This window comes from Pseudovibrio sp. M1P-2-3, from assembly GCF_031501865.1.
In the GTDB taxonomy this organism is placed as follows: domain Bacteria; phylum Pseudomonadota; class Alphaproteobacteria; order Rhizobiales; family Stappiaceae; genus Pseudovibrio; species Pseudovibrio corallicola.
The window spans coordinates 933,934-946,627 of sequence record NZ_JARRCW010000001.1 but is presented as its reverse complement, the minus strand read 5'-3'; the positions used below and the strand labels follow the sequence as shown (position 1 = coordinate 946,627).

The window sequence follows — 12,694 nt, the reverse complement described above, 5'->3', positions numbered from 1 at the left end:
TGCCTAATCCCCCTTTCTGAGACTGCCTTGCAAGAATCGCAGGTTTTTCCTATCTTGTTTAAATGATTGATCTTTCCCAGTTACCCTTTTTAATTTCTGCCGGACGATGGCAAGAAGCCGAAACGCTTTTGAAAAAAGCCTCCCGAAGAAAAGAGTGTCCTGCAGAATTGCACTACAACCTTGGAAAGGTTTACGAGCAACTTGGAAAGACAGAGAAAATTGGCCCATGCTTTTTGCAGGCCGTCCAAAAACTGCCGGATTATTCAATTGCATGGTTTGAACTGGGCCGCTGGCAAGTTGCCCAAAATCAATTGGACAGGGCACTCGCTTCTTTTCAAAAAGTGGTAGCCTTAAGCCCTGCAGATCAGGATGCCTGGAGAAATGTGGGCCGTCTTGGCTTGAGGTTGGGCCTGTGGGCTGTCGCCAAAGACGCTTGGGAGAAGCTTTCGGGAGAGGAAGCAGATCAGGCCCTTTACAGGATTGCAGCAGAAACAGGGGATGAAACCGCCCCTGCACTTCTATCCACATTGCTGGAAGCACCATCAGCACGGCCTCGGATTTTGAAGGAAATGGTCCGAACGGCCAAGGGCAGAATACCGCTAAGGCTTTAAGCACACCGGCCTACCTGCGATACTTTTTACGGTAGACACCCGTATCTGTTTGCAATTCGCGCTGCACCCTCGCACTTTCCTCAACCCAATCCTCCGACATATTTTCTACAAGGAGTTCCGGCTGCTCCTGCGCCGGCACTGCAACAATCTGCGCAATGGGTGTTCCCTTGACAATTGTTCCCTCAAAGCCCTTTTGTAAAATGGCTGGAAAATGAACATACCCATGCTTGAAGCGATCACTATCCACCAGCCCGCTTAAGGTCTGAAACGGTAAATCACTCCTGTTCATAGGATGGGTAAATAGAAGCTGCCAGCCTTCTGGAGCTTCCAAACTCCAGAAGTTCATGAACTTAAGCAGCAATTCATCAGATTGCCCTAAAGGAGCGCCCTCTGCCTGCTCGGGTACATGAACGCCGATGGGTGCTCGGCTGATGGGACTATCTGAAATTATCGGCGGGTTCCAGTCCCAAAAAACCTCTCCACCTTCAAAGTGAAGGTCCGTTGGCAACAAAATGCAAACGCCCAGCGTCAAAGCATCTATGAGCGGAGGGCAGTGTTTAAGTGTCCTCACGGTTTCCCCGCCAAGAGTGGGGGAAACTGTTTTACCCGGCATGGAACGAAACCACTCCGGCAGCATTTGCGCTGCCGGAACGGGAGCCGGTAAAACCTTCCTAAGAGCTGGATGACAACGCGCAACAACCTTCATTATTCACCCTTCTTCGCTTCCTTCTTCACTAGGAACGTGTAGAGGAAGGCAAAGCTGACGGTCAAAAAGATGATAATCGTACCTACCGCATTAATCACGGGCGGATGACCATTGGGGTTACGCGCCATAGCGCCAACCTCGGTTGCAAACGTACAGGCCCCGCCTTTGGCAAACATGGTTGTATTGTAATTTTCCATGGAAGCCATGAATGCAATCACTGCTGCAGATGCCAAAGCCGGCACCAGATAGGGTAGCGTTATCCTGAAGAAAACCCGAAACGGTGAAGCACCAAGATCAAGAGCTGCCTCTTCCAGCTCTACAGGTTGCCTTTGCAGGCGCGCCATGATGATGAGGAGCGGGTATCCGGCAACAAACGTGATTTGTGCCATCACAATAGTGAATGTACCGGCATCAACACCAACCCGCCCCCAAAAAACAAGAGCCGACAACCCGAGAACAATTCCTGGTGCAAGCATAGGAGAGAGAAGAACCCACCACAAAATTCCGTTTACCCTACTTTGCCAACGGGTGAGCAAAACAGCGCCCGATAAACCAAGCAGGAGAGACGCGGGCACGACGAAGGCCGATATCCAAAGGGAGTTCTGGAAGCAGCTGATAAAGCGATCCCGATCCAGAGCCCGCAGGACATTGTCGGCACGCATCGCTTCTGGTGACATCCAGAAAAACTCGTACCACTTGGTCGTAAATCCTTGCCAATCGGTAACTGAAGGCGGGGATGTATTGTTGAAGCTGGCAACCACCATCAACAGGAGCGGTGCAAACATGAAGGCAATAAAGGCCCAAGTATAGGCGGAGAGAACTCGGGATGAAGTCATTGAGCCCTCGCAAAGTCTTTTAAGCGCGTACGCATTAGCCACATAAACAAAGCAACAAGAGCAAAACACAATACCGTATAGGTAACCGAATAGGCGGCCCCGATATTGGAGTTCTCTGCTTCAAAAAATTTATTATAGATGGTTTGGCTGAACCATTCCGACTGCAGCCCGCGTGAAATTATTCGCGGCACAGAGAACGCCCCAGCTGCCAACATAAAGGTGGCAATACAGCCCACAGCTATGCCCGGTTTCGAGTGGGGAATAATCACACGCCAATGAACGCGAACGGATGATGCGCCCAAATCCTTGGCCGCCTCCACCTGATTTTTGTCCAGCGTAGACATAACATTATAGATGGGGAACACCATGAACAGAACATAGGTGTACACGATAACGAGAAAAACCGTTAAAGCGGAGCGTTTGAAGTGCACGACTTCCCCGCGTGCCAGATCCGTAATCCCCACCCAATCCAGCATGGTATTAAGCAATCCATAGCTGTCGATGATGGAGGTCCACGCGTAAATGCGCATCAACTCGACAATAGCGTATGGTATAATTAACCCCAGAAACAGCCAGAGCGCCTTATCTGCCGAGCTGGCCAGTGCAAGGTTGTAGGCGACTGGATAACAAACTACCAAAGCAAGAGCTGTCGCTAAAATTGCGAAGGTAAGTGTGCGCACTACAACAATCAGGCCCAGTCTCTCATATACTTGCCCATCTTTTTCCATGCGTAGCCCAACAGCGCCATAGAGCATCTTTGAGAGCTTGCCATCCTCTTCCAACTTTTGTTCACTGGAAAGAGGAATGAGTGTTGGCCGCATAAGAGAGCTGAAATTCCCCCAGCTCACATTTAGCTGCGTGCGTTCCCTTTCAAGCAGCTCTTTATGTAAGGTAGAGGCGATTTCATTAATGGCGTGTGCCACTTTGATCCGGTCCTGAGCACTGCCATTTTCAGGAACTTTCATCGTAGGTACATTGTAAAGCTCATCCAGCCAAATGCGCTCTCCCGATGAGCGTACCATCTGACGGTGCGTATCGGCCCTGTCACATTGGATAATGTAGGGTACTTGAGGAAGGTGACTTCCCCCTCCCCCCATTGAAGGAATAGCCATTCCAGAGGCAGATGGAGAGCTCATGCTGGGAACTGCGAGGGACGGAGTACCGGAAAACGAAGGAATACCTGCGCCCACTTTACCCGTTCTATTTTCAGCCCGTGCGTATGTCAGAAGAACATTAGCACAGGTATCAGAATCTCTGGCAAGAGCTTCGGCAATCGAACTGTCCAGCTGCCGTTTAGGTTCTGTTATCGCCTTCTTGAGCATTGTCGCCTGAGGCAAAATAATCAAAAGCGCTGCCCAGAACACAACAGACCCGAAAAATACGCCAGTCAGCAACTTGCCATAGTTTTTGAAAAGCGCCTTCATTCCGCGATAAGCTCCTCTCGGCCCGTTTTCGCCATAGGACCAACGGACAAAACCCGGGCGGCTTCAGGATCAAACGCCACAAATGCCCTCTCATCCTGTTGAAGGTCCGGTAAGGCTCCGTTATTAGGCAGCTGCATACAAATGGGGGCTCCTTGCTCCCCCCCTGCCAGCTGCATGTAAAGGTTTACAAACGGCCCTTCCAAATCCCGTCGAAGAAAGCGTACTTCAAAGGCATTCTCATCACTTATCCCATTTGCAAGTCTCATATTTTCCGGACGGACAAATAGGATCGCCTCCTCTCCATCTCTCATATTCGATGGATTTTTGCCGGCCATACTCCCAAGTGTGGTCTGAATAAAGGCCGATCCCGTACCTGCTTTGGAAACCCTGCCGTGGAAGTGATTAACCTCACCCACAAAGCTGGCAACAAAGGGTGTTTCAGGGTGCGAATAAACTTCATCACCACTGCCCACCTGTTGAACTCGCCCCTCATTCATCACCGCAATGCGGTCTGACATTGTCAGCGCTTCGCCTTGATCATGGGTAATATAAATAAAGGTAACCCCGGTTTGCTTTTGAATGGCCCTAAGTTCGGTGCGCATATGTTGGCGCAGCTTTAGATCGAGCGCCGACAAAGGCTCATCCAGCAGTAAGACCGCAGGCTCGACAGCCAACGCCCGTGCAATAGCAACACGCTGGCGTTGCCCACCGGAAAGCTCGGTCGGTTTTTTATCGGCCTGATCGTGAAGGGCAACCAGTTCCAGAAGCTCCTCGGCCTTTTCACGCCGTTTCCTTTTGGAGATCCCGCGAGCTTCAAGCCCAAAGGCTACATTTTCCCAAACCGACATAAGAGGGAACAAGGCGAGGTTTTGAAAAATCAGCGCAGTTGGACGCCCATTGGGGCCGATCCCTTTATAGTCTGTCCCGCCAATCAGAATTTGACCTTCTGTGGGTTCAACAAAACCCGATATGGAGCGAAGCAGTGTTGTTTTTCCGCAACCGGATGGGCCAAGGATCGAGAAAAACTCTCCGGGGTTGATCGTCAGGCTAGTGGGGTGAACAGCTGTAAAGCCGTTAGGGTACGTTATACTGACGTCATTCAACGTCACTTCCATTCCGCGCATCAATTCCTCATTGTATAGGGAATGGGAGGCAGCAGTGCTGTCTCCCGAAAGATCTCTGATTTGAGATTTAGGCGTTCGTTATGATTTCAACGAATTCGTTACGAACTGGTGCGAAGAATGGCGTATCTGCCTGCCACCACCACATATTACTCAGAACATCCGGCGTATAAACCTCATTAAACTGACGCTTGAACTCTTCAGTGGCATAGTCCGCAGCCCCAGCAACGGCTGAATTGTATCCGGTATTGTTGGCAAACATGCCACCCACTTCCGGCTTCAGCATGAAGTTCATGAATGCAATCGCCTGATCCCGATTCTCGGCACCACGCAAAATACCAAAACTATCAAGCCAAGTGATGATACCTTCCTTAGGCGCACGGAAGGCATAACTTGAATCTTCCCTGTTCAATAACAGGCCGGTTGTGTCCCATGTCTGACCGATAATGCAGCCAGCTTCTTTGAAGGCGGCGGTTGCTTCAGTGGCGTTGTTCCAGAATGCCCCGAAGTTGTCCTTGCGCTCCATGATCCACTTGGTGATGCCACCCCAGACACGGCGCGCATCCTCTTCGGTCTTATAAACATCCAACATACGGTTGGACTTCACTTCACCAATCGCATCCAGATAAAGACCCGTTCCCATAATAACGGATTTCTGTCGGAAGGCTGCTTTCCCTTTTGCTTCTGGGGCCCATAAATCCCCATAGGAAATGCTCTCATCAGCGATATCAAAAGCACTACGGTTTACGGTGATGCCCTCTGTGCCCCAGTTGAAAGGCAGCAAAATCTGCTTACCGCGGTGCAGACCACCCAGAACAGCACTATCTCTTAAAAAAGAAGGAATGATAGCGTCTGCATTCACCTCTGCCGGAATGGGAGCAAAATAGTTATCTCCACTTTCATCCAGATAATTTGGCGCATTGGTGATGGAAGGGAAGACAACATCAAACCCTTTTCCGCCAGCAGCACGCACAGTTGATTCAGATTCGTCATTGGAGCCATAAGTTGAGAGCTCAACTTTAATTCCAGTCTCGCCCTCAAACTTCTCGATTATATTGGGCTGAATGTAATCGGTCCAAGCGGAAATCTTTACGGAACCAGAAGTCGCGAGAGCGTCGTGGGCTCTCAAAACCGCCGGTGTTGCAACTGCTGCAGCCGTTACTTTTAAAAGGTTACGTCTTGATATTGTCATCTACCCCTCCAAGAATTCAGTCAGTTTACTTTTTACAATGGCATTGTCCCATCCAAGGCCATTGTTGTAAGCGCCGCTCATTTACACTTTTATGACGATACAAATTCTGAATTCAATTATAATCAGCTAAGTAGAATTTAATGGTATTTAAATGTCAATATAACTTCGATATTTAGACGGCTTAAGCTATAAAATTCTCATTTATATTTATATATTTAAATATAATATCACCGATATTACTAGGATACATAGATTTTACACGATAAGACTATTAGTAATATTTATGGGTAAGCGATTTAAACCAATACCATTGTATATATTTCATTAAAATTGGCCCTTGAACAGTAGAGAATCCTTAGCCTTATCTCTCTGGTTCGCCGCCTCGGTCAGCCAATATTCCACGATGGTACGACGCTACCCCTTTTATTTATATTATCATATTTACCAATAATTGACGTATTGCGCTTTAGCCTCTGTTCAATTTTTTACCTTGAGGGGGGTGATTCTGGTGCAATTGCTGCGATTTATTGGCAATCAAAAGCTATCCGTTAAAATTGGCGGAGGTTTTTTTATAATTATGCTGCTGGCATTAACGGTTGGCGGACTAGGAATTTTTTCTATCTATAAACTTTCCAAACAAACAGAGTTGACGAGCTCTACTTTACATTTGATGCAGAAGCTGCAGGACGCCACAGCTGCCCGAGAAACATATTTGCGCCATCTCGATAGCCAGACAGCTGACGTGGCAGCTCAGGAACTGACAGGGCTCGCTGCCCAGTTAGAAACCTATCAACAAAATGCGGCCCAACTGGCCCTGTCCGGTCAGGATTTTAGCCATGCTCGCAAGAATATCAAAGACCTATCCACATCCTTTGACGAACTACGAACACTCAATTCAAACCAATCTGCAAAGCTCTCCGAGCTGATGGAGACAATTGGCTCCATCAAAAAGATTGATGCAGCTGTCAGGAATGAAATTTCCAAACTCAACCAGTCTGCTTTGACAAGCTACACTGAGGCACAGGAACAAGTTGCCCTCGCTGAAAAAGCTGGAAAGCTTGCCGTCAACATCCATAATAACCTTCTGCAAATGCGGTTTGATTTTCTTGACGCCACTTCCGGTGGCAACGAGGAACAACTCCTTAAAAAGACAATTCTGCTGGCTGCAAAAACACAAAAATACTTTGACGAGCTAACTGCGCTTGAAATTCAGGGCTTTGACAGCGAATCTGTTAAGCAACTGAGTGAGGTGAACCAACAGCTCACCGCGCAGCTGAAAACATATAGAGACACAACTGACTTTTCTGAAAAGTTCATTGTCAAAGATGAAGTTGCCAAGAAGATGAAGAGAGTTTCAAATGGCTCCAAAATGACGATTGCCTTTTCTCAGGCAACCATTTCTGCTTCAAGAAATATCCAGAAGATATCAGGGCAGCTCCTGCAGGATGTTGAGCAGATTAGCCAGCGTACGCAGGCTTTGTTTATTGCCTCAACTGAATCCACGGTCAAAACACTGGATTTCCTGCGGCCGGGCAGCCAGCTACTGGAAGAGGATGTCTCCAAACAGATCAAACTATTTGTTGAGGCAACCGCTGAATTCCAGAGCAAGGAAACCCAGTCAGCGGAAATAAACAAGCTGGCGAAAAGCATTTCTTCCGTGAGTAAAGCTTTACAGGATAAGTTTGCAGTACTTTCAGAAAATCAAATCGACCTTTATAGCAAGCGGGCAGATCTTGTTTTTCTTTCCCAAAATCTGCAGGAAAGCATATCAAGCATTGCAGAGGCTGAAGCAAGTTCAGCCTTCTCCAGAAGTCAACGTGCAATCGAAGTTATCGCAATAGTTGATATTATTTGCCTGGTCCTTGGCATCATCATCATTGTCATTCTTAGCCGTATTATTTCCCTGCCTATCAGGCGGTTAACTTCCATTATGGCGCAGCTTGTTGGAGGCAAACTGGATGTGCGCATTCGTGGTTTGAGCCGTCAGGATGAAGTTGGAGAAATAAGCCGAATGGTTCAGGTCTTCAAAGAAAACGCTCAAGAACGCGTAAATTTGCAGTCTGAGCAAGATAAGGCGCGCGCGAGAGAAAAAGAGAAACAACAGGCCATTGCACAGCTCATTGAAGCCTTTAAAGAAAAGAGTCACGATTTATTAGGTGCTGTTGGAAACAGTATGAGTGAAATGGGCCGAACTGCCCAAGATATGTCAGAGCTTGCAAAAGCCACTTCGGAAACAACTGCCAGTGCATCCAGTTCCTCAAATGAGGCTGCCTTGAATGTTCAAATGGTCTCTTCGGCAGCTGAAGAACTTGCCGCCTCTATTGATGAGATTGCCCGTCAGGTAACAGCAACGACAGATGTTGTTGGGAAAGCAACAACTGATGCGCATAACTCCAATGACCGTATTCTTCATCTGGCCGAGGCTACCGGAAAGATTGGAGAGGTTGTAGGACTCATTCAAGCAATTGCCGAACAAACTAACCTTCTGGCTCTGAATGCAACGATTGAAGCCGCTCGTGCTGGAGAAGCAGGCAAAGGGTTTGCCGTCGTTGCTTCTGAAGTCAAGGAACTGGCCACCCAGACGTCCAAGGCAACAGAGGAAATACGAACGCAAATTTCAGCTATTCAAGGGTCCACGGATGAAGCCGTTACTTCCATCGAGAAGATATCGGCAACTATGGATGAAGTCTCCCAGTATACGACCGCCATTGTGACTGCCGTAGAACAACAGGGAGCTGCGACCAGCGAGATTAGCCGCAACGCTCTTGAGGCTTCAGAGGGAACTGCAATGGTGAACAATAATATCACTGAGGTATCGAAGTCTGTAACTGATACCAACCGGGCCGCCAACGGTGTGCTCATGGCGACAAATGAGGTAACCGAAAAAACTCTGTCTCTAAGCAGAGAGGTTGATGAGTTTCTAAGTTCCGTCGCTAAAGTTAGTTAAATACGAGTACAAGCAAAAAGCGGGTTGCAAGCCACAATGCCCTCAAGTGGCTTTGCAACCTGTTTGATCTTCTCTTACGCTTCAAGATCAAAGGCCATCTATTTTTTAGCGCTCTCAGTTCGAAAGAGCTTGGTAGAAAAGTAGGTAACTGGCGTTGGTCCAGCCAAATCCTCGCTGTGCATGCGCATAACCGCGCTGTACCACTGTCTCCTTCAACGGGGCACTTGCATTATATTTTTCCTTAATAACACCTTCTTGCATAAATGCGGTGCTGATAGCAGTGAGCCAACTTGTCATCACTCCTGCCGCTATGCGGGAACGATTAACACGGCGCAGACCTTCCACAGCAAAAAGCTGGATAGGAGCCCACGCGAAGGGGGCATCCCACTGATCCCCGCTCCATTGTAAACTCATTGGAATCCCGAACTGCTTATTCCACGTACTAGGTAAGAGAGATAGTCTTTGCTGCTGATCCGTTTGCTTAAGGTTTTTTAACAGTTCCTCAACTTGAGATTGCTCCAGCAGCAAATTTGCCCAAAGTAAATAATATTGTGTTCCATAGGAATAACTGAACTCAGGTAAGTTTGGAGCACCACCGGGCCTGTGAATCAGTCGATCCCCAAAACCTCCCCCCTTACTCCGTTTAAAAAATTTAACCAGAAATTTCACCCGCTCATCAATATCTGCCTTAGGAATAATTGGCAGGAGGTTAGTGATATCCGCAAGCTTATTGAGGTCTTTAGACATCTGGTAAAGAAGAGCATTTAAGGATAGCGGCGCATAGTGCATAGTCCACTGCCCTACTTTGCCAAAACGGGCTGAAAGATCAAAACCAGAGGCGCGGGCCGCCCTGTCAGATGCATAATACTCTTGCGTCAGGTGATATACAGGATCCCCGCAACCTGATTGCATAAACACACCGTCACATGTGTTTTCGTCATTGAAAAATTGTCGGTATCCATTTTGGCTCTCATTCTGTTTGAAGTACGAAGCAACCACGGAGTAGTATTTCTGATTTTGCGGTTGGCTACTGTTTGCAACCTCAGGAGCGGGGCCCATTCCATCAGTTCCGTATAAGCTGATCCAATACTGTTTTCCTTCAAACTTGATGTTCTTTACTCTTGGGTTCCCCTTAGATTTTAGCTGAACCAAGTCAGGGTCAGTCCAATAGGCATAATATGCCTTCGCAGCGGGCAAGACTTCGTATTCAATCCATTCTTCATAACTTGCAGGCTGAATGAAGTTAATCTCCGACAGGCCAAAGAATGGGGCAAGAGTTTCGCTATATTCAAACCCATACTTCTTGGCATAAGCATAAACTTCCAAAGCCTCTTGCGTAAAAAGAGGTGGTTGTGATCGCGTCAGATAATAGGTTCGGTTCGCATTTAAGATATACCCACCATAATACCTTATCTGGAAGATATGATTGTCCACCATGCCTTTGGCTGTATCAAAAAGCCGTTTGGCATATCTCTTGAAATACCACTCACTGTCTTCCTCAGGACTAAGCGCAACAAACCTCTTCTCACTTTGCAGCCATATCTTACTGGTAGGATTAGCCATAATGTAATCAATGGAAGCCAACATACCGCGAATGATGAAGTAAGAATCCCATCCATACATTTCATTAAAAATTTCACCCGGCACCACATAAGGGTTGGGCAGGTATAAGAGCCCAGGCCTATTATATATACTCTCAGATGAAAGGCTCGGCTTTGGGAGTGGATCTGGCAGTTCTTTCAATGCTATCCGGCTGTGTTCTCCAATGACGCCGTGAAGGTCTTTTCGAACAATGCTTGACACCTGCCTTGGATAGTAAATTGGAAACCTATAATCCTTTTTCTCTCGTATCAGCTTGTCAGTCGCTTGTTCTTCAATGTTTTGGCGAGATCGGTACAAAGTCCCAGGGTCAAGCCAAAGCCCATTGATGTAAGGTATAATGCAATCAACCGAAAGCTGCAGCAATCTATCCCGACTGCCCCGCTCTTGGGAATCAAGCTCTGCATTACAAGCCTCTAAAACGGCTGGCCTTGCCGATATCTGCTTGCTAGATGTCTCTGGCAAATCTGTCGCCCTTGATGGGGTAACCAAAATGAACAGTATAAGTACAGTGCGTATGATTTGGGCCATACCAAAACAACCTCTCCGGTCACGATGGTAGGCATAGGAATACTAAGAGACAGCTCCATTCCATGGCATCAGTTTTATGGTTGCCATTAATTATTCCTCCCCAACCACGCTCTCCTCCAACCTGTGGTATTACGATTGTAATCTAGATGTCTCTACTCGTTCGGCGTCACAAGTTTCTGTGGCATCCAGGCCAGAACAACCAACCATGCTAACAGAAGTAGGAGACCGCTACTAATGAAGAGAAACGGATAACTGTCTGACAGGGATAATACCGCTCCCGCATAAGAAACATAAATTGTTCCCCCAACCAACTGCGCTGCAATACAGATGCCGCTTGCTTGCCCTACCTTATTACTTGTCACGCTGGCGACTACTGCCTTTCGCATGGGTACGAAATGAAATGGAAGCGCAAAACCCCAAAGGATAAGAGCAGGAACAAAAAGCCAGTAGGACTTATAATAGGCTGCGAAGCCAAACATGCTTAGTGTCACTGCACTGGCAAAAATTGTTATTATGGCCAGTGTGCGCTCCGAGTGCACATCGGAAAGCCGCCCACACCAAAGCCCCGTCAAAGGAAGGTGAATAACAGCTGGCAGCATGGCAACACCTGCCATTAGAGGGCTAAATCCCATCCCACTTTGTAGGTAGATGGGTACAAAAACAACCGCGGCTGTTTGCATGAACTGCCCTGCAACGACGACAAGATTGTACGAACTAAATCCCTTGTCTGAGAAAAGCGAGACATCCATAAACGGGTTTTTATTTTTCCTTTCCATCACGCTGAAAAGTGCCAGAAGACAAATCCCGGCAATTATTCCAATAGCCGCAACTAGGTAACCCCAGTCTGATATCTGAAGTAAGGCAATGACACAAAAGCTCAAACCAACACAAAATAAAGAACACCCCACATAATCAAAGGGTTCTTTTCTAACCTGTTTAGGAGAGTAGACATTGCGTTCTAAAAGGGTATTTGGTTTATCACGCCCTTTCCAGAGCATGATGAGCACAATTGCAAGAACAATGGGAGCATTAATCCAGAACACGCCCCGCCATGATATGAAGTTGGAGATAATACCGCCAGTTAAGGGGCCAAGGGCCATTGCAATACCAGAGGTTGCCGTTTGAATACCGTAGGCAAATCCACGCTGCTCTGGTTCAAAGACATTCGCAATAATCGACATACCACAGGGGAAAATCAGGGCTGCACCAAGCCCCTGCCCTATTCTGGCCCCAACAATCATTTCAGTATTCTGCGCAGCAGCACAAAGAAGCGATGACACGCCAAAAATAATCAGACCACTGAATAAAATGGACTTTTGTCCAATTATATCACCAAGGCGCCCAAAAACAGCGACCCCTACTGCCATGACGAGAAAATAGGCATTGATCACCCAATGGGAGCCAAGCTCCGATAGTCCAATTTCCTTTTTCATTGAAGGCAATGCTACGCCAACAACAGTAAAGTCCAGCAGTATAACGGCAAGGACCCCGCCCATCGCGCCGAGGATCCACCACTTTCGATTGGCATCTCTTGCGAGCACTCGAAAACCTCCTGAATATGCGAAACCGGATCTCTATGCTTGACGGAGAAATAGGTTTGGCACTGAGCCAAATGTTACTGACTTTCCCCTCTACTTACATAAACTCCCTTAAGATTATGAGAAATGCTTCTGGAATACACAAACCTGTCAAACAAAAGGGGCTGGCAGGTTTACACCTGCCAGCCC

The 12,694-nt window shown here is 47.5% G+C and carries 9 protein-coding genes; 2 read left to right on the top strand and 7 right to left on the bottom strand.

The window, feature by feature from the left end:
• Nucleotides 1–62 precede the first annotated feature (62 nt).
• Nucleotides 63–611: a tetratricopeptide repeat protein gene (locus P6574_RS04355; protein WP_310619164.1), complete on the top strand. Its 549-nt coding sequence runs from the start codon at nucleotides 63–65 to the stop codon at nucleotides 609–611.
• Between the two features lie 10 nt (nucleotides 612–621).
• Here the strand turns inward: P6574_RS04355 and P6574_RS04350 are convergent, their stop codons facing one another.
• The 5 genes from P6574_RS04350 to P6574_RS04330 form a co-directional block, all read right to left on the bottom strand.
• Nucleotides 622–1,317 carry a hypothetical protein gene (locus P6574_RS04350; protein WP_310619163.1) on the bottom strand — a complete coding sequence of 232 codons (696 nt, stop codon included), beginning with the start codon at nucleotides 1,315–1,317 and terminating at the stop codon, nucleotides 622–624.
• Nucleotides 1,317–2,153 (bottom strand): ABC transporter permease, encoded by an 837-nt coding sequence (locus P6574_RS04345; protein WP_310619162.1) that lies wholly within the window; start codon nucleotides 2,151–2,153, stop codon nucleotides 1,317–1,319. Before P6574_RS04345 ends, P6574_RS04350 begins: the two co-directional genes overlap by 1 nt.
• Complete coding sequence (locus tag P6574_RS04340) at nucleotides 2,150–3,577, bottom strand: ABC transporter permease (RefSeq protein ID WP_310619161.1); 1,428 nt, start codon at nucleotides 3,575–3,577, stop codon at nucleotides 2,150–2,152. The genes P6574_RS04345 and P6574_RS04340 overlap by 4 nt, the downstream gene beginning before the upstream one ends.
• Nucleotides 3,574–4,701 (bottom strand): ABC transporter ATP-binding protein, encoded by a 1,128-nt coding sequence (locus tag P6574_RS04335; RefSeq protein WP_310619160.1) that lies wholly within the window; start codon nucleotides 4,699–4,701, stop codon nucleotides 3,574–3,576. The genes P6574_RS04340 and P6574_RS04335 overlap by 4 nt, the downstream gene beginning before the upstream one ends.
• Nucleotides 4,702–4,768: 67 nt before the next feature.
• Nucleotides 4,769–5,890 (bottom strand): extracellular solute-binding protein, encoded by a 1,122-nt coding sequence (locus P6574_RS04330; protein ID WP_310619159.1) that lies wholly within the window; start codon nucleotides 5,888–5,890, stop codon nucleotides 4,769–4,771.
• A 508-nt stretch (nucleotides 5,891–6,398) separates the two neighbouring features.
• On the opposite strand from P6574_RS04330, the gene P6574_RS04325 reads away from it, so the two are divergent.
• Nucleotides 6,399–8,837 carry a methyl-accepting chemotaxis protein gene (locus tag P6574_RS04325; RefSeq protein WP_310619158.1) on the top strand — a complete coding sequence of 813 codons (2,439 nt, stop codon included), beginning with the start codon at nucleotides 6,399–6,401 and terminating at the stop codon, nucleotides 8,835–8,837.
• A gap of 114 nt (nucleotides 8,838–8,951) precedes the next feature.
• On the opposite strand, the gene P6574_RS04320 is transcribed toward P6574_RS04325, so the two are convergent.
• A complete protein-coding gene (locus P6574_RS04320) occupies nucleotides 8,952–10,967 on the bottom strand; it encodes a trehalase family glycosidase (RefSeq protein ID WP_310619157.1) in 2,016 nt (671 codons plus the stop codon).
• Nucleotides 10,968–11,119: 152 nt separating this feature from the next.
• Nucleotides 11,120–12,508, bottom strand: a complete 1,389-nt coding sequence (locus tag P6574_RS04315; protein ID WP_310619156.1) for an MFS transporter — start codon at nucleotides 12,506–12,508, stop codon at nucleotides 11,120–11,122.
• Nucleotides 12,509–12,694: the final 186 nt, after the last annotated feature.

Excerpts from the sequence above, each read along its gene's own strand:
- P6574_RS04345 (WP_310619162.1), bottom strand. The coding sequence starts at position 2,153 with ATGACTTCATCCCGAGTTCTCTCCGCCTATACTTGGGCCTTTATTGCC.
- P6574_RS04350 (WP_310619163.1), bottom strand. The coding sequence starts at position 1,317 with ATGAAGGTTGTTGCGCGTTGTCATCCAGCTCTTAGGAAGGTTTTACCG.
- P6574_RS04320 (WP_310619157.1), bottom strand. The coding sequence starts at position 10,967 with ATGGCCCAAATCATACGCACTGTACTTATACTGTTCATTTTGGTTACC.
- P6574_RS04335 (WP_310619160.1), bottom strand. The coding sequence starts at position 4,701 with ATGCGCGGAATGGAAGTGACGTTGAATGACGTCAGTATAACGTACCCT.
- P6574_RS04355 (WP_310619164.1), top strand. The coding sequence starts at position 63 with ATGATTGATCTTTCCCAGTTACCCTTTTTAATTTCTGCCGGACGATGG.
- P6574_RS04330 (WP_310619159.1), bottom strand. The coding sequence starts at position 5,890 with ATGACAATATCAAGACGTAACCTTTTAAAAGTAACGGCTGCAGCAGTT.
- P6574_RS04340 (WP_310619161.1), bottom strand. The coding sequence starts at position 3,577 with ATGAAGGCGCTTTTCAAAAACTATGGCAAGTTGCTGACTGGCGTATTT.